Source organism: Collinsella bouchesdurhonensis (assembly GCF_900155365.1).
GTDB classification, from domain to species: Bacteria; Actinomycetota; Coriobacteriia; order Coriobacteriales; family Coriobacteriaceae; genus Collinsella; species Collinsella bouchesdurhonensis.
Window position 1 is genome coordinate 168118 of record NZ_LT699739.1, and the last position, 20985, is coordinate 189102.

The following is a 20985-nucleotide window of genomic DNA, read 5'->3' on the forward strand; positions in this document are numbered from 1 at the left end:
CTATCCTTCGATTTCGATAACGGTGCCGTCGCTTTTGGAAACAAGGCCGACGGTGTATCCAAGCTGGTCGGCGGTTTGGCACAGCGTCTCAACTCTCATGGTCTTTGACTTGAGGCGTTGATCGAGCGCCTGGGGCGTGAGCCCCAGATCTAGGGCCAGCGAACGCTGGGAGCGGCCCTGCTGCTCAAGAATCGATTTGATGGCATCTGACGATCTCATAGCTGCAGCATCCCCTGGTAGAAAGCGGCGGGATACATAAACATACGAGCTTTCTTCTTCCGATCATTATCGAATCGGACCGAGACGAAGTTGCCGTCAATAGAAACGACTTCGCCGTAGCCGAAGCTCTTGTGAAAGACCAGCGTTCCTTCTTCAACTTGGTTAACCTGGGCCTCGGTGACGGCCGACGTCTCAAGCTTCTTCTTTGCAGGTGCAGACTTTGCGGGATAGCCAGCAAGCCACCATGCTGCCTTAAAGCTTGTGGCCCTGCTGCCACCAACCTTGTACGTGAACTCTGCTCCATAATTGGCAAACTCATCCATTAGATCCGTGAGCTCTTTGCCTCCGATTGCCCACAAGCTGCCGCCCTTTGTGCGGCGATCAACGGCCTGTATGCCCTTTGCGGCCAGCATCACTGACACCCAGTCCTTTTTCTGAGTTGTTGTTTGCGTCGCCTTTTGTTCCGTCGCTTTTGCCTTGGGCTTTGATACTGTTACGGGCTTGTAGCTCGCTGCCTTTGAAGGTGCGGGTGCAGAAGCTCTGGCGTCGACGCTAATGGCTGATCCATCGGGTGCGACCATCGACTCCTGTTGCTTGGCATAGAGATAGTCGTAGTTTGAAAGCGAGGTGTCAAACAGGCCTACCTTCTCGCCCTCGTGTTTATTGACGCCGGTATAGACAAGGCTTGCATCCTCGTAGCGGCGGAACTTGTACACGGCGTCATTCATAAGGCTGGAGTTAAACACGCCGAGCGAGACGAGCAGATTAAAGTCTGAGACGTCGAGACCGGTGACCTTCTTGAAAAGTCCCGGCTCCAACTGAGTGATGACGTCGTAGAGCGTTTCCTCGCGGTAATCGGTAAGGTACATAAAGACGGGGATGCGCGTGGCAAACTTGATTAGTTTCTCTTGAATCTCCTTGCGCTTGGACTTGAACTCCTTCTCTTCTGCCGTGAGCTCTTTCTTCTCCTTCGGAGTAAGGTTGTCGCCCTTCTCTTTCTTGATTTTCTTGATGGCTTCTGACTTGTTAATGATCGTCTTGATATCGTCGTTAAGGCTGCGGAACCCCTCGATGCTCATGAGGGCGTTGATGGCTTCATCGTTTGCGAGCAGACGGCGTAGCGTGTCGTTGTCGACGTTGACGAGTAATGCAGATTCCCAACGTTTGGCGAGTAGCGTCGCGGAAGTTCCTGCCATGGCGATGTCGAGAATCTCGGCGGCGTCGACTTCTTTCATGCGGCTGCCGTCGTAGGCGAGTACGGGCAAGAAGCGAATAAAGTCGCCGACCTTTTGTTCAGGACCCTTCTTTTCGGTTGAGAGCTGCGTGGAGTAATCTGACACCATGGTGAGGGCGCGGTCCAGCGCGAAGTCGAATACGTAGCACTCGTTCTTGACGATCTGCGTGTTCCCGTCGTCGTCCTTGACTGTCCAGGGAGATTGCACGCGGAATGCCGTTTGGAAGTACGTCTCGGCGCTCTTGACGTTAGAGAGCATGAATACACCGGTCCAGGGCTTTACCGTGACGCCAGTGGTGAGCTTCCCGCAGCTGAGCGTGATGGATTTTGACTCGAGTGGATTGCGCATGGACTTCTGCACGGGAGGCAGGGCGGCAAGACCTATGCCTGCTCCGGTCCCTGCGCAAACGTTGACATGATAGTCGTGGAAGAAGGTGTTTTGACGCTCTGCAAGAAGGTTTTTCATGGCAAAGCACGAGGCGACATTAGGCAGGAACCACAGCGTGTGCCCAAGAACAGAGAGCAGTCGCACATCGGAATAGGGCATCGCGGGCTTCTCTCCGATTTTAAGCTCGTCAACCGTAGTAGGCATGTGCTGGCCGCGCATCAGGTCGAGCCACATCTGAACGTAGCTCTTGAACTTGAACTGCGCGGCCTCGCCCTCGCCCTCCGCAGAGAAAAAGACGTTAAGGTCAAACTGATTGGTGTCGGTATTGAGGGCGATACGCTTGATGTCCTCGGGCATCTGGTAAGTGAGCATAACCATGCGGGGGAGCGAGGCATAGGGGTTGGGGCCGTTGGCGTCATTCCAATTGGCCTTTGCCGCCTGCTCGTCCGAGTAGGTCCAGTTGAAGATCTGCTCTTCGATAAACTCGCCCGAGTTGAGGGCACGAAACGGCGTGCCGGAAAGGAACAAGAAGTACTTGGTGACGATCGGCAGCCAGGTTTCATCCTGCTCGTTGCCCGTTACTTTTACGTCCTCGTGGACAGCCTTCTCATCGTCTTGTTCGATTGAAGCGAAGAGCTTGCGAGCAGAGTCACGCCAGGCACCAAAGTGATACTCATCAAAGATAACGAGGTCCCAGTCGGTGAGGCGCACCCATTCGTGGCGGGCCTTGATGCCTCCGTTGGCGTCGAGGCCGAGATAGTCCTGGAACGAGCCGAAGCAGACGATGGGACGCGAAGGATCGCAGTCCTCGTATTGCAGACCTTCGCGACAGACGAACTGCCAGCCCTCGAAGTCCACGTGACGCATGAGGTCCTCTTGCCATGCGCTTTGCACGGCGGGTTTGAACGTGAGTACGAGCACACGCTTCATGCCCATGGACTTGGCGAGCTCGTAGGAGGCGAATGTCTTGCCAAAGCGCATCTTGGCATTCCAGAGGAACTTGGGCGTGCGTTTGGAACCCTCGGCGTTGACGGATTCGAAGTATTCGCGCGTGCGGCGAACAGCCTCAGCCTGTTCGGGGCGCATCTTGAAGTCTTGATCGCGCTCTTCGACGTTTTCGGTGCGGTCGCGTACGGCAATCCAAGCGGCACGGACATCCTCTGCCGTGCAGCGGAACCATTCGCCACCAACGCCTTCATGACCATGGGCTTCGAGCCAATGGTGCAGCTTCTTGTCCATAAAGACCGTGCCGTCATCACGAACGGCGGGTTCGGTGAAGACGATGTTGTAGGGGTGCTCCTCGGGCTGGATTACCGGGAACTGCTCGCGCACGCGAACCTCAACATCGCGTGTGGTGTAGCCAACTTTGAGAAGGCCCTTGTGGTTAGGGTTGCTGTCCTCGTAGGCGTAGATTGCGGGATGGGAGTCGGGGCGTTGAGGGAAGAAATCCTGACTACTCATCGTTCTCTCCCGTATACGGGATTTCAATTATTGAATTATCTACAACACCTTGCTCTGCTTCGGTAAGTTCATATTTCTTGTATAGCAACTCGTCCGTCCATGCAATCGAGGTATCTGGGATTGGACAGAGCGCAAACGTTCCCTTTGTAAGGTGCTGGCCCGTCGACATTTGCGCGATCAGAAAGCGTGGAAGCTTACAGGACAAATAGCGCTGAAGATTGACCGCATCTTCCCTTTTGGAATAAGCGCCATAAACAAGATATGTTTCCGTGCAGATTGTTCCTGGGGGCAGTAGAAGCATCCTGGAAAGGACCTTACGCATACCGTCCTTGTTTGCTCGCCCCGCATGGTCAAAAGAGACATAGGAGGCAACGACCTTCCATTTATCGATAATGTCGATTCCTGTTGTTATAGCTTTTCGAGGATATGGGCCTTCACCATTGATATAACGGAGTGTCAGCTCTCCACTTTTTTCTGGCTTGACATTTGTCGCAAGACCAAAAGGTTTACGGGAAGATACCTGCTCTGACATTGGTTTCTCAGCGAAAGAGCCGACCTTGCGAAGAATCGAAACGGCATTCGAATCTCTAATAAAAGTTGGGTATTCGTCGAGAACACGCGGGGAGCAGGAGATCTCGCTACCTTTTATTGTTGTCACTTCGCATGTTTGTGATAACGTTTCACGCTCTCGCAGGAAATAGCAGATGCCACCCGCGATATCGACCCCTGGAAAGCAATCTTTCGAATCAGGATAATCAACCAAGCGAGTTATATGTTTATCCCCGAGCATGGTCTTACGAAATGCATCCAAACCTTTTCCGCCAGCAAACCAACGGGCAGGAATAATCATTACGAGATAGCGGGGGTTCAATTTTTCTGCTTGCTCTACGAATTTGTGATAAAGAGGTGAGGCGCTGGCTTTATTTCCGCCATCGCTTAACTGATATGGGGGGTTTCCGATTACGACATCAAATTTCATGGGAAGTAATTCCTTCGGGTTGTCTAGGTGGATGAACTCATACGCATGAGATTCAAGCTCTACGCTTCGATCGTATTCTTCTTGCGAAGCGCCACAGTACCTGCAGCGTTTCGCATACCATGCATGCTCGCATCGTCTAAAGCGCACATTTCCCTCGGCGTTCTCGAATTCAACAACTGAATACTTGCTGTTCGGATATTTCGAACAGTAGACGCTTCGGCGCGAGAGCAGACTCGTGAGCTCGGTAATTGCGACGCCATGAAGCTGCTTCTTGAAGATGTGCTCCAGGCGCTCGTCCAAATCGGGAAACTCTTTCTCGAGTCCTTTGATAAGGCGTTTGGCTATTTCTCGGAGGAAGACGCCTGATTTGCATGCCGGGTCGAGAAACGTCGCATGGGGGTCGCTCCAGATCTCCTTTGGCAGCATGTCGAGCATCTGGTTTGCAACCTCGGGCGGGGTGAATACCTCGTCGTTCGAAAGGTTGGCTAGGCAGCTGAGGACGTCGGGGTTGTACGTCTTGTCATAGAGCTCGCTCATGCGGCAGCTCCTATCTGATAGATGTCCATAAGGGGAAACTCGCGGATGGGCAGGGGGATGTATGCTTGAGTTTCCTCGTCATATTCCCATTCCGTTGTAGGGCTACCCGAAGAACCGAATAGGGACATTTGCTGTTTTTGACCTTCGAGCAGCTCATCGAGTCGAAAATCGCGACGCTTGACCTTGGTCCCCATGGCGAACGTCCATTCCGAAAAGATAATTGGCTCATCGGTATCGTTTTGCTGTGCATCAACCATTTTCATAGAGAGGGCGTTGCCGCACAGGATGTTCCTCTCGATGACCGCGCGGATGGCATCGAGGAACGCGACGTTGATCTGGTTTTTGCACGTTTTGCTGTATTCAGCCGCGAAGATTTCGAAAAGGCGTTTGCGGCAGGCAGCGGCGTTGTCTGCCAAAAGCTCCACGCCGTAAAGGCTCGATACCGCAAGGAAAGCATTACGCTCGTAGTCGGGTGCCGATTTGCCATAGTTCTTTTTGACAACGGCAAGCTTGCGACGGAGTACCTCGGCAAGGAAATTGCCATCGCCGCAAGCGGGCTCCAAGAAGCGGCTCTCGATGCGTTCGCACTCGGAAGCCACCATGTCGAGCATGGCGTTGACCTCGCGTTCGTTGGTGAAGACCTCGCCATGATCGGAGACACGCTCACGGGACTTGATCTGCTTGGCCATAGGCGCTCCTAAGCGTTTCGAAACATCATTGTTTGTGAGGATATATCAAGGTATAACTTGATACAAGTAATGGGCGGTTTGCGTGATGGAGCGATTAGTTTTCTTTTGGGAAGCGAAGGGCGGTAAAAACGGAGCGGTTGATTCCCATTGGTGAGCCGATTCGGCTATGCGCCTCAAAGAGCTCCTGGCTATTGCGTTTGCTTGAATACAGCCATACACACATGTCGTGTACATATTGGCGGCAGTCCTCTTCTGAAATCTCGGAGTCTTCGGTCCATCGCTGACCTGTTTTTGCAAGGGCAACGATCTGCCTAAGACAATTGTTGAAGGTGGTATAGCGGGAGCCATATTCGTAAAGCGCATCATAATCAATGCCGTGGGTAATTGATCTGAACAGCTCGGTGTCGTCTCGTTCTATGAAAATGAGCGTAGGGACTAGGAGACACTTGGCCACCGTTGAGAATAGCGATTCGTCGTCGGGCACGTCACAATAGGCTCGACCCGCCTCAAGCTTCGAGTGGATCCGAAAATAATCCCTGATTGTAAGATTGCGCGTATTGAGCAGCTCTTGAGTCATCAAATCATAGTTATGCATGGTGTCTTGGAGGGGCTTGCCCGTTGCAACCTTGTATACATCAACAGGTGGGAGCGTTAGACGTTGATCGAAGAAGCGCTCTACGAAGTGCTGCGAATCAAATCCGGGGCCATATAGACCTCCGATGGCGTGGGCGAGTTGAAGAGAGTCTGCCGAGATGATAATGATGATGTTTTCATTTTGGAAGAGCGCTTTCGTTTGTTCAAGCAATCGCACCGCGAAATCTGGTCGGCAGCGGTCAAGCTCATCGATGATGATGACAAGCTTGTCTGCTATTTCTAATTTACTTTTTTCGGCGAGTTCGTCGATACGTTCCCGTAGCTGAAGATGTTTCTCATAAGCCGCAATGAGGCTCTCTCCCGCAATCATTTTTGTTAGCTCAGATGCAACTGGAGGTAAGTTCGCAACAGACAGAGAAGCATCAATGATGGATGCTATACACTTTCGGGCTGGGTGTTCTTTCGTGAGCCCCGTTTCGTTGAACGTGACCGCCAAGTTTGCAAACAGGGCGCTTATCGGGTCTTCTGCGAAGTCGTTTTCCCATGCGTTGAAATAAAAGGGCAGGTATGGTGTTTTTACATCATTTAGCTTGTCGGTTACCCCTTTAAGAGCTGAGAGGGTTTCTTGGTCTCTATTGTTATTTTTATTGAGAGCTCTGAGCACCTCTACAAGCGATTTCACGAAGAACGTTTTGCCATCGCCCCAAGCCGCGTCAAGAAGTAGCGAGTAGGGGCCTTCGATTGAGTCAAGCAGTTTAATTAAATCGATAAGGTCGTCATTTCTGTCTGCGTTGTTTTGTGCGATTGACTCAAGAATGACTTTCTTTGTGGGAACCTGTTCAATTCTTCGTATTTTTACTGTCATAGTTCACCTCTAGAAACATGTTGATTTGCATTGTTAATTGTCGCATGAGATGCGGACATCCTTACTGCTCGTTGTGGAAAGGCGATCTGCATGCGTGGATGCTGCGGGCATTTGCATTCGTTTTATCTTGCACGCGTCATGTCCCCCATCCCATGTCCACACGACCGCGTACACTCAATGGCAATGCAGCCGGCATCGGCCGCATGCCGTTTGAGAAAGAAGGTCCGTCATGGAGCTCAAGAAGATCGATGCTCAGGAATTCGCAACCCTGCCTAATTTCGACGTGGAATACGAGGATTCTGCCTACGCAGGGGAGATGAGCGAGAAAGCTTACAACGTTCTTGCCAGTGCCTGCGACAACGCCCATAGCGGCTACTTTGAAGAGATGCTCCAGGACCTCTACCTCGACCAGGCCCTCCTTGCGCGCGAGATGGATGCCAAGGGTGCTTTTGCGCGCATCGTCAAGCGCCTGTATGAGCACGGCGTGGCCAGCGGCGATGCCGGTTGTTGCTGCAACCTGGCAAATCTCTATCACAATACGAGCGGGCGGGGGAGTGCGGAGGATTACACCCATGCGGTTGAACTCTACGAGCTGGGCTCCGATCGCGGCGACACGCAAAGCATGATCAACCTGGGCTACATCTATTACTACGGCCGTGGGTGCGAGAGGGATTACACGCGTGCCTATGAGTGCTTTGCTCGCGCGGCGCTCACCGACACCAACCCCGAGGCCTATTGGAAACTCGGCGACCTCTATGCCTCGGGTAAGGGCGTGCGCAAGAGCGACCGCATTGCGTGGCAGCTCTATTCAAAGGCGTACGAGCTTGCCGGCGAGAGCCCCCTTGCCGCCCGTGCGGCGCACCATATGGCCGATTACCTCATGCGCGGTATCGATGGCGTGATGGGGCCCGATCCCGAGCGCGCGCTCGGCCTCTACGTGCAGGCAGAGGTGGGCTACTATCATCTGATCGATGCGGGTCTTACGTACTATCAGCGTCAGCTCGACCAGTCTATCGAGGGCCAACGGCTCGCGCGCGAGGCGCTGCAAAAGCGCCATCTGGACATCCGCGCAGGGGAGTAATCGACCCCCATATCGTGTATCCCTCGTGTTGCCTACGTTCGCTGAAGCTTTGCTCACCAAAGTGGCGTGCTATCTGCTATCATGCTTAGGCTGTGCGTCTTTATGCGGGCGTGGCGGAATTGGTAGACGCGCCAGATTTAGGTTCTGGTGGGATTCCCGTGAAGGTTCGAGTCCTTTCGCCCGCACCAATCGCACGAACTTTGTTACCAAGGGCTATCGGCACCCGACGTTTGCCGAGCAGGTTTTATAGGAGGAACGTTGAACATCACCGCTTCTGACGTGCAAGACGCCAAGCTTACCGCTACGGTCACCATCCCGGCCGCCGATGTAGATGCCGCCATCAAGAAGGCTTACAAGGACGCTGCCAACAAGTACCGCTTCCCGGGCTTCCGCGCTGGCCGCGCCCCGCGTCCCGTCATCGATAACATGCTGGGCAAGGAGGCCACCCTCGCTCAGGCCACCAACGACATCCTCGCTGCTAACGAGCCTGCCGTTCTCAACGAGCTGGATATCGTTCCCCTCAAGGAGGGCGATTACAAGGAGCTCGACCTCGTCAAGGATCACGAGGACTACACCTACACCGTGACCTTCTCCCTGCGTCAGTCCGTCGAGCTCAACTCCTATGAGCCTGTCGAGATCGAGATGCCTCCCGCGGAGGTCACCGAGGGCGAGATCGACGCTCAGATCGAAATGCTCATGGGCTATCACGCCACCTTCGAGGAGGTCGACCGTCCCGTCCAGAACGACGACTATGTCACCGCTGCCGTCAAGGACATCAAGGGCGCTACCCGCTTTGCTGGCGAGAACCGCATGTTCGTCGTTGGTTCCGAGAACTTCCCGACCGAGGTCAACGAGGGTCTCGTGGGCATGAAGAAGGACGAGTCCAAGGAGATCTCCTGGACCCCCATGGGCGATAACGCCGAGGAGGTCACCATCGAGGTCACCATCAATAACGTCAAGGAGCGCAAGCTTCCCGAGCTCACCGATGAGTTCGTGAAGGAGAACTTTGGCTTCGACACCATCGCTGCCATGCGTGACGGCGTTAAGGAAGAGCTCGAGGGCGACAAGACCTCCAAGCTTCCCGGCCTCAAGGAGAATCGCGCCGTGGCCGCTCTGTCCGAGCGCCTGGAGCTCGAGAAGGTCGACGAGGATTATGAGCAGTCCGTCTTCTCCGAGCTTGGTCAGACCTTCCTGCAGAACCTCTCTTCTCGCGGCATGACCCTCGACGGCTGGCTGCAGGCTTCCGGCCTCACTTCCGAGGCCTTCATCGCCGACCTGCATCGTCAGGCCAACGATGTTGCCCGTGAGTCCCTGGCTCTCGACGCTCTTGCCCGCCACCTGGAGATCGAGGTCTCCGACGAGGATGTCGACAAGGAGTTTGTCGACGCTGGCGTCGAGGACGTCGAGGCTTCCAAGGCTCAGTTCGTGGCCGACGGCCGTATGCCTGCCGTGCGCGACTCCATCCGTCGTTCCAAGGCTGTTGACTGGTTGGTCGAGAACGCCAAGGTTACCGAGGTTGACGAGTACGCCAAGAAGGACGCTGAGTAACTCTCGCTCCTAAAAATAGGCTATGATACCGGCGAGCCGGTATTTCTGTACGGTGCTTCGATTCTGCGCTCCGGCGCATCCGGGGCACCGTATGTTTCTATCGAGTATGTATGAAAGGAGTTGCCATGCAGCACATTCAGTCTTCGCTCGTGCCCTATGTTATCGAGCAGACGCCGCGCGGTGAGCGCAGCTACGACATCTATTCGCGCCTGTTGAACGATCGCATCATCTTTTTGGGTGAAGAGATCAACTCCGTTTCTGCCAACCTGGTGATTGCCCAGCTGCTTCACCTGGAGAGCCAGGATGCCGAGAAGGACATCTCGATCTACATCAATTCGCCTGGCGGCGAGGTCACGGCCGGTCTGGCTATCCTCGACACCATGAACTTCATCAAGCCGCAGGTTTCCACTATTTGCGTGGGCATGGCTGCTTCCATGGCCGCTGTCCTGCTTTCTTGCGGTGCTCCGGGTAAGCGCTTCTGCCTGCCCAACTCGCTCGTGATGATTCACCAACCCAGCGGTGGCGCCCAGGGCCAGCAGACCGAGATTGAGATCGCTGCACAGCAGATCAAGGCCACTCGTGCCAAGCTCAACAAGATCTTGGCCGATACCTCTGGCCAGCCTTTCGAGAAGGTCCAGGCCGATACCGAGCGCGATCATTACCTCACCGCCGATGAGGCTCTTGAGTATGGTCTGATCGACCGCATCGTTTCTTCCCGCGCCGAGGCCGCGAAGGGAACTAACTAACGATGGCAAAGAATACGACGCCGGATCAGGACAATTTCGCTCCTATCCATTGCTCGTTTTGCGGCAAGACCCAAGACCAGGTGCGTAAGCTCGTTCGCGGGCCCAGCAATATCTTTATCTGCGATGAGTGCGTAGCTGCCTGCTCCGAGATTCTCGAGGAGTCGCTTGCCCAGGACTTTATGGCCCAGGGCATGCCCGACCTTTCCGAGCTCGAGCAGGAGTTTGAGGTTGAGGACGAGGGCTATGAGACCCCGGTCGCCTCGAGTCTCATCAAGCGCGTGCCCACCCCGCACGAGATTTACGATGAGCTCTCCGCTTATGTGATGGGCCAGGAAGATGCCAAGCGCGCCATGTCCGTGGCGGTATACAACCACTATCGCCGCGTACTTGAGGGCGAGGCTGCATCTGAGAGTGCGACCGACGACGCTCCGTTGGGCAAGCATGCGGTCGATGCTGCGGATGACGTGGACACCGTCGAGCTTGCAAAGAGCAACATCTTGCTGCTTGGTCCTACCGGTACCGGTAAGACCCTGCTTGCTCAGACGCTCGCACGCATTCTTGAGGTTCCCTTCGCCATTGCCGACGCCACTGCTCTTACCGAGGCCGGCTATGTGGGCGAGGACGTGGAGAACATCCTGCTTAAGCTCATCACTGCCGCTGATGGCGATATCGAGCGTGCGCAGATTGGCATTATCTACGTGGACGAGATCGATAAGATCGCTCGCAAGGCCGAAAACCTTTCCATCACGCGTGACGTTTCGGGCGAGGGCGTGCAGCAGGCGCTTCTCAAGATTCTTGAGGGCACCGTTGCGAGCGTTCCGCCTACGGGTGGCCGCAAGCATCCCCAGCAGGAGCTTTTGCAGATTGACACCACAAACATCCTGTTTATCTGCGGTGGCGCCTTTGTGGGCCTGGATAAGATCATTTCTGACCGCGTGGGCAACAAGGGCGTTGGCTTTAACTCCGAGATCGCCGGCCCCTCTTCCACCGACGAGAACACCCTGCTTCATCAGGTGCTGCCCGAGGACCTCAACGCCTTTGGCATGATTCCTGAGTTTATCGGCCGTACGCCGGTGATCACGCAGACTTGCGCGCTTTCCGAGGACGACTTGATCTCGATTCTTACCGAGCCCAAGAACGCCATCGTCAAGCAGTACCGTCGCATGTTCCGCTTGGAGGGCTGTGAGCTCGAGTTTGAGCCCGAGGCCTTGCGCGAGATCGCCAAGCTGGCGCTCGCACGCAAGACGGGTGCTCGCGGCCTTCGCTCTATCTGCGAGGACCTGCTACAGCAGACGATGTTCGACCTCCCCAGCGAGGAGAATGTTGCCAAGGTCGTGGTGACTCCCGCCGCCGTGCGCGGTGAAGAGCAGCCGCGCCGCATCATCGCAGCGTAAGCGTTTGCAAGGCAGCTCGCCGTGACTCACGTGCATCAACGGGTTCAAGAGGTTCGCCCTTTTGAACCCGTTTTTTGTTGCCGTACGTACCGCTGCTTTTGCGTCGTTGACGTGTGGTATTCTTCTATGGGCGCCACGTGTGGCGCGCTCATTTTTTATTGCTACGAAGTACTTGATGCCCGGGAGAAATCCCGTTTGCCTTTCGTAGATTCCGCACAAGCCGAAGGCGCCGGTGGCGCCTTCGAGCGAGCGGGACTTGACCGAGCGAAAGGAAAACGGGATTTCTCCCCGAGAAGGGGAGCGAGATATGACTGAAGAAATGCCAAAGGTTTACGACCCGTCTGAGAACGAGCCCAAGATCTTGCAAAAGTGGCTCGATGGCGGCTACTACAAGCGTCGCGCTGGCGTGGGCGACTGCACCGTCACCATTCCGCCCCCCAATGTCACCGGTAAGCTCCACATGGGTCACGCTACCGATGACTCTATCCAGGATGCCATCATCCGTATGGCGCGCATGCGCGGTAAGTCCACGCGCTGGGTGCTCGGTACCGATCACGCGGGTATCGCCACGCAGACCAAGGTCGATAAGAAGCTCAAGAGCGAGGGCATCAGCCGCCTGGAGATCGGTCGCGACAAGTTTATCGACGCCTGCTGGGATTGGACCCATGAGTACGGCGGCATCATCGTCGAGCAGATCAAGCGCATGGGCTGCTCGGTCGACTTTGACAACGAGCGTTTTACCATGGATGCCGATTATGCCGAGGCTGTGCGCCGCGTGTTTTGCGATTGGTATCACAACGGCTTGATCTATCGCGGTAAGCGCATCGTCAACTGGTGCCCCAACTGCACCACCGCTATCTCGGACGACGAGGCCGAATACCATGACGAGCACGGCCATCTGTGGCACCTGCGCTACCCGCTCTCCGAGCCGGTGAATGGCCAGGATTACATTGTTGTTGCCACCACGCGTCCCGAGACCATGCTGGGCGATACCGGCGTGGCCGTCTCTCCCAAGGATCCCGAGAAGGCCGCCTTTGTGGGCAAGACCGTCAAGCTGCCTATCGTCGACCGCGAGATCCCCATCTTCTCCGATTATCACGTGGACGCGAACTTCGGTTCCGGCTTCGTCAAGGTCACTCCTGCGCACGACCCCAACGACTATGCTATGGGTCAGGCTCACAACCTGCCGCAGATCAATATCTTTGACGAGCATGCGGTGGTCGTCGAGGGCTACGGCGAGTTCTCGGGCATGAACCGCGATGAGTGCCGTGAGGCCGTTGTCGCATGGTTTGAGGAGCACGGCCTGCTCAATCACGTTGAGGATCTCGACCACTCCGTTATGCATTGCTATCGTTGCGACGCTGCGCTTGAGCCCTGGCTTTCCGAGCAGTGGTTCGTCGCTGTCGATAAGCTCAAGGGGCCGGCACTCGATGCCGTCAACTCCGGCAAGGTGACGTTCCACCCCGCGCGCTGGACGCAGACCTACACCACCTGGATGGAGAACCTTAAAGACTGGTGCATCTCCCGCCAGCTGTGGTGGGGCCATCGCATCCCTGTCTTCTACTGCGAGGACTGCGGTTGGGAAGATGCCCTGCTCGAGGATACCGACGTGTGCCCCAAGTGTGGCGGACACCATGTGCATCAGGACGAGAACGTGCTCGATACCTGGTTCTCTTCTCAGCTGTGGACCTTTGCCACCCAGGGTTGGCCGCAAAAGCCCGAGCAGCTTGAGGGCCATCATCCCACTACGGCGCTCGTCACCGCACGCGACATCATCGCCTTGTGGGTTGCTCGCATGATCATGAGCTCGCTGTACTTCCTGGACGAGGTCCCCTTTAAGGACGTGGTGATCTATCCCACCATCCTTGCCAAGGACGGTAGCCGCATGTCTAAATCCAAGGGCAACGGCGTGGACCCCATGGACCTCATCGGTATGTACGGCGCCGACGCCATGCGCTTCAACCTGCTCACGCTGTGCACCACCAATCAGGACGTGAAGTTCGACGCCAATATCGATAAGAAGACTAAGCAGCTCATTGACAGCCCCCGTACCGATCAGGCAAAGAGCTTTGTGACCAAGATCTGGAACGCAAGCCGCTTTTTGCTTATGAACATGGAGGGCTACACGCCCGGCGAGCCTGTGGCAGAGACCGCAGCCGATGCCTGGATGTTCAGTCGCCTGGCCAAGGCCGTGAAGATGGTTACCGAGGGTATCGAGAACTACACCTTTGGCGACATGGCGCGTGGCGTTCAGACCTTCTTCTGGAACGAGGTCTGCGACTGGTACGTCGAGGTAACCAAGGCGCGTCTCAAGGACGATTCCACCCGCCTGCAGGCTCAGCGCAACCTCATGTTCGTGCTCGATACGTCCTTGCGCCTGATGCATCCGCTTATGCCGTTTGTGACCGAGGCCATTTGGGATACCATGCCCGCCTCTGTGCTCGACGAGAAGGACGGTGCGCTCGAGCGCGCCGAGGCTTTGATGATCGCTGCTTGGCCCGAGCCCGCGAAGTACGAGAAGTTTATCGACGAGGACGCCGAGCGTTCCTTCGAGCTGCTTCGCTCCGTTGTCTCTGCTGCCCGCTCTACGCGTGCTCGCTATCGTCTGAGCCCCAAGGAGCAGCTGGTTGCCCTTGCTCGCATGGGCGTCGAGGATCAGCAGCGTTTCTCGACCATGACCGACCTTGCCGCAAGCCTGGGCAACCTGGAGCTTACGGTTGCAGGTGAGGATGCTGCCAAACCGGCTGCCTCTATCGGCGTGGTTGACGGCGGCGTCGAGGTCTTCATCGTGCTCGAGGGCAAGGTCGACCTGGCTGCCGAGCGTGCTCGCATGGAGAAGGAGATTGCTTCTGCCACCAAGGAGCTCACCGCTGCCGAGCGTACGCTTGCCAACGAGGGCTTTGTGGCTAAGGCTGCCCCTGAGGTCGTACAAAAGAAGCGCGACCGTGCCGCCGAGCTCAAGGAGACCATCACCGCTCTCCAGTCCCAGCTCGCCGACTTCGAATAGCAAATGTGACAAAAAGTCGACAGGTTTAATTCGTCACATTTTCATCGCTCGTCCACATGTGGGGACTCGATGTGAAAATGTGACAGAATAAACCTGTCTTCTACGTGTCACGTTTTGGGTAATTGAGAGCGCGCTGGCTTGGCTGGCGCGCTCTTTATTCATCGTCAACGAAAGGTCTTGCACCCTATGTATACGGTTCCGTTTTCCTACCCTGTTTTCTCGTTTGAGAAGGCTGTTTCGCTTGCCTGCGATACCGGCGTGATTTCGAGCGATGCAGGCCCGCTGCTGGAAACGGTCGTCGAGATGCTCGATGAGCTTGAACGACCGGATGCTCACTTTGATTGCATCCAGATTGCAGGCACCAACGGCAAGACCTCTACGACCCGCTTTACCGCAGCGATTCTTCGTGGTGAGGGCCTACGTTGCGCGCTCTATACCTCTCCGCAGCTCGTCCGTTACCCCGAGCGCATGGAAATCGACGGCGCCCCCATCTCGGATGAGCTCTTCGCGCAGGGTATTTCGGCTGCATATGAGGCTGGCCGACGCGTTAACGAGCGACGCGCCGCGGCGGGGGAGAATATTTTTACCATTACACCCTTTGACCTGCTCACGGTGGCAGCTTTGACTGTTTACGCTCTCGAAGGTGTCGACGTTGCCGTGCTCGAGGTGGGCATGGGTGGCCGCTGGGATGCCACGAGCGCTACCGACCCACATGTTGTTGCCATCACCGGCATTGGTCTCGATCACATGCGCATCCTGGGTAACACGCTTGCCGAGATCGCAGGAGAGAAGGCTGCTGTTATCAAGCCGGGACGCTCCGTCATCTTGGGCGAGGGCGTGCATGAGCCCAGTGTGTGGCGGGTTATGGAGGATCGTTGCCGTGAGTGCGAGGTTTCACCCGTCGTGTCCTCGCATGAGATTTTGAAGCGTCCGGCGCATTTGGGCGACACGCTCGATTTTGCCTGCGAGACTTCACGAGCCCGTTATGAATGTTCCCTCTATAAGCCTCTCTACCAGGCGCAAAATGCATCGTGTGCCATTTTTGTTGCGGAGGAGTATTTGGGCCGTGCCCTCGACGCGGAGGCGTTGGACGCTTCGCTTGCCGCATGTCCTACGCCTGGTCGCTTTGACGTGCTGCAAAACGAGCCGCTGATTCTTATCGACGCTTGTCATAACCCGCAGAGCTGCGAGAATTTTGTCTCCTCGCTTGACGAGATCAATCCCGATGCGGCGCTGCGCCCTCTGTTGCTTACCGCGGCCCTTGCCGATAAAGACGTGAGCGGTATTGTCGATGTTTTGGTTCCTGCGTTTCCGCGCATTGTTGTGACACAGACGATGAGCGATCGCGCGATTTCCGCCCAGGACTTGGCTCAACTTGTTCTCGATAAGCTTGAGGAGCTTGGCCGTCCCTCCTCCGATCTGATAGAAGTCGTGCCGTCCGTATCGGATGCGGTGGAGCGTTTGGCCGCGGCGGGGGAGGCCTTTGTGGCTGCCGGCACCATTACCCTTGCCGGCGAGGTTGCGGGCATCATGCGTGGCTAGCCTTTCGCGTTTGCCTGCGCGCGGGCAAATTGTTCTTTAAGGTTCAACCTCAAGTCAAATTAACCTTAAAGTTGAGGTTGAGATATGGTGCATCTGTATAGAACCTTGAAGCTCAGGTTGAAGTTGAGTCGTATCGCTATACTGTTATCTCAATGAGATAACGACGATTGAGGCGGTACTTCTCTTATGTATGTGAATTCGGCAACCTCCACTTCCCGCAAGAGCGGCTTTGCGCGCATCGCGTGCGTTGCCGGTCTGACGGCTGTGCTCGTGGGGGGAAGCTGCCTGGGTGTGGCTCCGTGTAGCGCATACGCTGCCACTGCACAGACCGAGACCGAGCTTGCAGCCTTGACCCAGCAGGTCAATTCCGCTGCCACCACGTATCAGCAGGCAACCGATAGGGTTAACGAGCTCAACGAGCAGATCAGCGAAATGGCTGATGAGATTCTGGATTTCGAGCAGAACAAGCTGCCCGAGCAGCAGCAGAAGGCATCCGATGCTGCGGCGAATCTCTATAAGCTGCACGTTGCATCTCCCAATGTCATGTCGATGCTGCTCAATTCCGCTTCTCTGGGCGACCTTATCACGCAGGGAAAGTACCTCACCACTATCCAGGACGACAACACCGCTGAGCTCGAGCGCCTCAATGCCATGCATGAGGAGCTTGAGGCAAAGATGGAAGAGCTTTCTTCCGCTAAGGATGAGGCCGAGCAGGAGCAGCAAAAAGCTTCCGACGCCTTGACTTCAGCTCAGTCCGCTCAGGCCCAGATGGCAGCTCGCGCTCAGAGCGAGGATGCTGCTGAGGCTGAGGCAGCTCGCAAGGCCGCCGAGGAGGCGGCCGCTACGACCGCTCAGATGCAGCAGCAGGGTAGCGTCTCTAACTCTAACGGTAGCAGCCAGGGCAGCAATGCCGGAAGTGCTGGAAGCGCTGGCTCTGGTTCTTCGACTCAGCAGCCCTCCGGTACCGGCGGTTCTTCTTCTGGCACTACGTCCACGAGCAGCTGGAAATCCGGCGTCGCTTCGTATTACGGCATCGGCGATGGCTTTATGGGTGGCACGACCGCGTCTGGTGCCATTGTTACCGAGTCTTCGATGGGCGTAGCCATGCTCAACGTGCCGCTCGGCACCTATGTCGAGATCAGCTATGGCGGACGTTCCGTTATCGCTGTGGTCAATGACCGTGGCCCGTATGTCCATGGCCGTGTGATCGACATGCAGCCTGCAGTGGCCCGTGCGCTTGGTTTCCTCTCCGTGGGCGTGGGTACTGTCCAGTATCGCTTCCTCTAAGGTGAGTGCTTACATAAACGTCAAAAGGACCGTCGATTGTATCGGCGGTCCTTTTTTATCAGCTTTCGGCAAATGGCAGAATGTGACAGATTAAACCTGTCGTCTTTTTGTCACATATCGACTAGCTGTCACGGAGGGTGATGGGGGCGTGAGAGTAGCTGTTGAGAATCTCGACGCCGTGTTCGGTGACGAGGGCTAGGTCTTCGATGCGCACGCCGGTGCGGCCGGGAAGATAGATGCCCGGCTCGATGGAAAACGTCATGCCTGGCTGCACCGTATCGGTATTGGCAAGCGAGACGTCGCCCGGCTCGTGGTCTTGCAGGCCAATCGAGTGACCCAGGCGGTGCGTGAAATACTCTCCGTAGCCTGCCTGCTCAATAACGTCGCGTGCAGCACGATCGAGGTCGCAGAACCGCACACCGGGGGCAATGAGCGCCTCGGCGGCTTCGTTTGCGCGGCGTACCACGTCATAGATGTGTGCCGTCTCCTCGTCGGGCTCTCCCCAAAAGAACGTGCGCGTCATGTCCGAACAGTAATTGCGGTAGCGTCCACCGATATCGAACAGCACCACATCGCCTCGCTTGAGCACGGTGTCATCGGGTTCATGATGCGGGTCGCCCGCATTGGCGCCAAAGCTCACGATGGGAGGAAACGAGAACGCGTCGCAGCCGTGGTTGCGATAGAGCTCGAGCATCTGATCGGCTATCTCGCGCTCCGTTACACCTTCGTGCACAAGCTGGATGGCGTCGGCTATCACAGCGTCGTTTGCAGCGGAAGAGATACGCATCAGGTTTTGCTCTTCCTCGTCCTTGATGGCCCGCGCGGCGGTGACGGCAGAACTTCCCAGGAAGAATTCGCATGCGGCATGGCGCTCGATCAGGGGCATCAAAAAGCCTGAACGCATGACTTCATCGATTCCGAGCGGCTTTGCGGGATCGATTTCTTGCGCGATGGCTTTGGCAACAACATCGGTATCGGTATGGTAGGCAACGCGCGCGTTTTCATACTCTGGTAGCTGATGCAAAGCGTTGACCATGATGACGGGCTCTTTGCCGCGCGCAAGTAGCACACCGCAAAAGCGCTCGAACATATCGGCATAAAATCCCGTAAGGTAATAGATCGACCACGGATCATTAATCAATATCTGGGCATCGGCATGCGATGCTTCAAGATTCTTTAGCACGCGCTCGACGCGCTCCATATTCACCTGTGCCATGAGAAAACTCCAATCAGGTTTACTGCATCGTGATGCTTGGATGGGCAATTACTTTACGGGACCGCTCACAATCTGCGAACCAGCGTCTTCGAGCAGCACATCCTCCGGTGTGCAATTGAGCTCGCGAGCAAGAATCTCGACGACGCGGCTTTGGCAAAAACCGCTTTGGCAGCGTCCCATCCCCGCGCGGCAACGGCGCTTAACGCCTTCGACCGAAACCGCCCCGGGTGTGCGATGGATGGCTGCGATGACTTCTGCCTCGGGCACGGTTTCGCAGCGGCAAACTATCTTGCCCCAGAAATGGTCTTTTTGGATGAGCTCGTCTTGCGCGTCGATATCCAGCTGGTCAAAGTCGACTGGCGGCCGACGGAGGGGCTGATAGTCTGAGCGCTCATGCAGCACAGCTCCGTCTTCGCGCAGCAGCCCCTCGACCTTCTGTGCAATGGCGGGCGCGCTTGCCACGCCGGGCGACTGGATGCCTGCGACTTGAATAAAACCGGGCACGAGTGCGGATCGGCGGATGAGGAAGTCGTTGAGACCATCGATGACGGCGCGTCCTCCGGCAAAGGCGCGGATTACACGGCGCGTATCGAGCGAGGGAACGAGTTTTTGCGCTCCGTCCAGCAGCTTTTGCATATCATCTGCATAGGTGTCGGTATCGCCTGGCTCGCGGATGGCGGCGGTGGCGGTGACAACCGTGTTGCCGTGAACGGTTCCGGTAACGATCACGCCCTTGCTCACGGGAGTGGGAGTGGGGTAGAGCGGCATGTACGGGTGTACCTCGCGGTCGAGCACGAGGATATTGCCTTGTCTCCATACGAGATTGAATTTCTCGGCACCTGCCATGCGCGAGATTTCGGCGCAACCGTTACCTGCGGCGTTGACGATACGTTGCGCCCAGAGACTTCCGGCGCTCGTCTCGACCTCGAATCCATCATTTTTCGCCGCGATTTGCGTGACCTTGTGAGTGCGTAGGAAATCGACCCCATTCGCTGCGGCGTTTTCTGCAGCGCTGATCGCAACGTCAAAGGGGTCGACATAGCCCGTCTGCGGACACCAAAGGGCGGCAACCGCCATCTCGCTTGCGCGGGGCTCGAGCTCGTGGATGCGTTTGGGATCAACGATCGCAAGACCGCTTACCCCGTTTTTCATGCCCTGCGCGCGCAGGCGATCGAGCGTGCGCCTATCTTCGTCATTAAATGCAAGAACCATGGACCCTGGACGCTCGAAAGCAAAGCCGAGTTCTTGCGACCATTGGGAATAGAGTTCGCATCCACGTGCATTGACCTTGGCTTTCATAGATTCGGGCTTGGGGTCGTATCCGCCGTGGACCAGCCCTCCGTTTGCCTTGCTGCTGCCGCATGCAATATCGTTTGCGGCTTCGACCACGGCGACATTCACATCGTAGCGGGCAAGCTGGCGAGCGATGCAGCATCCAACGATACCGCCGCCGATGATTGCGATGTCATAGCGTTGCATGAGGCCTCGATTCCCTGACGCCGAATTCTGCTTTCCATGGTACCCCATGTAGGCTATTAAAATCGTCGTTTGGGCATACGGACCGCTGACGCATCGCTAGAGATTCTTGCAGATATTTTCCCGGTATCTATGTCAATAGCGTGTCTGTATTAGGAGATTGGCGAGAGGGGGAGTAGAATAGCAAAGCAATTATGACCTTCCTGCTCGCTGGAGGATTCGAAAGGTAACTCGCATGTCTAAGTACATCCAAGAGCTCATGTCGCCGCAACTCATGATGGCGATCTATCTGTTCGTTGGTTTTATCGCCGCTCTGTACATCCTTTCCGTGGTGTATGTGTTTATCGATGCCAAGCGCCGTGGCGTTAACGCCTTTTGGGCCTGGGGCATCGTTTCTCTTATCCCGTTCGTGGGTCTTATCGCTTATCTGGTGCTGCGTCCCAACTCTTATATTGCAGACCGCGAGGAGCAAGAACTCGATATGGCGCTGCGCGAGCGCCAGCTTGCCCAGTACGGCAGCTGCCCCAAGTGCGGCAGCCCCATCGAGAAGGACTTTGTGGTGTGCCCCGTGTGCAACACCCAGGTGCGCAACGTCTGCCCCAGCTGCCATCGTCCCCTCGATGCCCACTGGAAGGTGTGCCCCTACTGCCGAACTCACATTCAATAGCGCACGCGCCGCTTGCCGGTTGTATAAGTGCGCCAGTGTTTGCCCGCCGCTCCAA

The 20985-nt window shown here is 56.2% G+C and carries 15 protein-coding genes and 1 tRNA gene; 9 read left to right on the forward strand and 7 right to left on the reverse strand.

Annotated features, from left to right (window positions below; all coding sequences use genetic code 11):
- From BQ9843_RS02750 to BQ9843_RS02770, 5 genes are all read right to left on the reverse strand, one after another.
- The gene (locus BQ9843_RS02750; protein WP_075843803.1) at nucleotides 1-219 is read right to left on the reverse strand and encodes a helix-turn-helix domain-containing protein; all 219 of its coding nucleotides are present in this window, start codon (nucleotides 217-219) and stop codon (nucleotides 1-3) included.
- Nucleotides 216-3302 (reverse strand): GIY-YIG nuclease family protein, encoded by a 3087-nt coding sequence (locus tag BQ9843_RS02755; protein WP_075843804.1) that lies wholly within the window; start codon nucleotides 3300-3302, stop codon nucleotides 216-218. The genes BQ9843_RS02750 and BQ9843_RS02755 overlap by 4 nt, the downstream gene beginning before the upstream one ends.
- Entirely contained in the window at nucleotides 3295-4818 is a 1524-nt protein-coding gene (locus BQ9843_RS02760; protein ID WP_075843805.1) for an Eco57I restriction-modification methylase domain-containing protein, read from the reverse strand. Before BQ9843_RS02760 ends, BQ9843_RS02755 begins: the two co-directional genes overlap by 8 nt.
- Nucleotides 4815-5507, reverse strand: a complete 693-nt coding sequence (locus BQ9843_RS02765) for a restriction endonuclease subunit M (RefSeq protein ID WP_075843806.1) — start codon at nucleotides 5505-5507, stop codon at nucleotides 4815-4817. Before BQ9843_RS02765 ends, BQ9843_RS02760 begins: the two co-directional genes overlap by 4 nt.
- Nucleotides 5508-5601: 94 nt before the next feature.
- Nucleotides 5602-6966, reverse strand: coding sequence for a KAP family P-loop NTPase fold protein (locus BQ9843_RS02770; protein ID WP_075843807.1), 1365 nt, complete (start codon nucleotides 6964-6966; stop codon nucleotides 5602-5604).
- Nucleotides 6967-7195: 229 nt separating this feature from the next.
- On the opposite strand from BQ9843_RS02770, the gene BQ9843_RS02775 reads away from it, so the two are divergent.
- From BQ9843_RS02775 to BQ9843_RS02810, 8 genes are all read left to right on the forward strand, one after another.
- On the forward strand, nucleotides 7196-8047 hold the full coding sequence (locus tag BQ9843_RS02775) for a tetratricopeptide repeat protein (RefSeq protein WP_075843808.1): 852 nt from the start codon (nucleotides 7196-7198) through the stop codon (nucleotides 8045-8047).
- Nucleotides 8048-8151: 104 nt separating this feature from the next.
- A tRNA-Leu gene (locus tag BQ9843_RS02780) sits at nucleotides 8152-8235 on the forward strand.
- 70 nt (nucleotides 8236-8305) lie between these two features.
- A complete protein-coding gene (tig, locus tag BQ9843_RS02785) occupies nucleotides 8306-9595 on the forward strand; it encodes a trigger factor (protein WP_075843809.1) in 1290 nt (429 codons plus the stop codon).
- 125 nt (nucleotides 9596-9720) lie between these two features.
- The gene (locus BQ9843_RS02790) at nucleotides 9721-10341 is read left to right on the forward strand and encodes an ATP-dependent Clp protease proteolytic subunit (protein WP_022386948.1); all 621 of its coding nucleotides are present in this window, start codon (nucleotides 9721-9723) and stop codon (nucleotides 10339-10341) included.
- A 2-nt stretch (nucleotides 10342-10343) separates the two neighbouring features.
- Nucleotides 10344-11735, forward strand: coding sequence for an ATP-dependent Clp protease ATP-binding subunit ClpX (gene clpX, locus BQ9843_RS02795; RefSeq protein WP_075843810.1), 1392 nt, complete (start codon nucleotides 10344-10346; stop codon nucleotides 11733-11735).
- Between the two features lie 307 nt (nucleotides 11736-12042).
- On the forward strand, nucleotides 12043-14742 hold the full coding sequence (locus BQ9843_RS02800; RefSeq protein WP_075843811.1) for a valine--tRNA ligase: 2700 nt from the start codon (nucleotides 12043-12045) through the stop codon (nucleotides 14740-14742).
- Nucleotides 14743-14928: 186 nt separating this feature from the next.
- Nucleotides 14929-16284, forward strand: coding sequence for a bifunctional folylpolyglutamate synthase/dihydrofolate synthase (locus tag BQ9843_RS02805; protein ID WP_075843812.1), 1356 nt, complete (start codon nucleotides 14929-14931; stop codon nucleotides 16282-16284).
- A gap of 192 nt (nucleotides 16285-16476) precedes the next feature.
- A complete protein-coding gene (locus BQ9843_RS02810) occupies nucleotides 16477-17571 on the forward strand; it encodes a septal ring lytic transglycosylase RlpA family protein (protein ID WP_230205560.1) in 1095 nt (364 codons plus the stop codon).
- Between the two features lie 121 nt (nucleotides 17572-17692).
- Here the strand turns inward: BQ9843_RS02810 and BQ9843_RS02815 are convergent, their stop codons facing one another.
- Entirely contained in the window at nucleotides 17693-18787 is a 1095-nt protein-coding gene (locus BQ9843_RS02815) for a M24 family metallopeptidase (protein WP_075843814.1), read from the reverse strand.
- A gap of 48 nt (nucleotides 18788-18835) precedes the next feature.
- A complete protein-coding gene (locus BQ9843_RS02820; RefSeq protein ID WP_075843815.1) occupies nucleotides 18836-20266 on the reverse strand; it encodes an NAD(P)/FAD-dependent oxidoreductase in 1431 nt (476 codons plus the stop codon).
- A 232-nt stretch (nucleotides 20267-20498) separates the two neighbouring features.
- On the opposite strand from BQ9843_RS02820, the gene BQ9843_RS02825 reads away from it, so the two are divergent.
- On the forward strand, nucleotides 20499-20930 hold the full coding sequence (locus tag BQ9843_RS02825; protein WP_022386941.1) for a double zinc ribbon domain-containing protein: 432 nt from the start codon (nucleotides 20499-20501) through the stop codon (nucleotides 20928-20930).
- The last annotated feature ends 55 nt before the right edge of the window (nucleotides 20931-20985 follow it).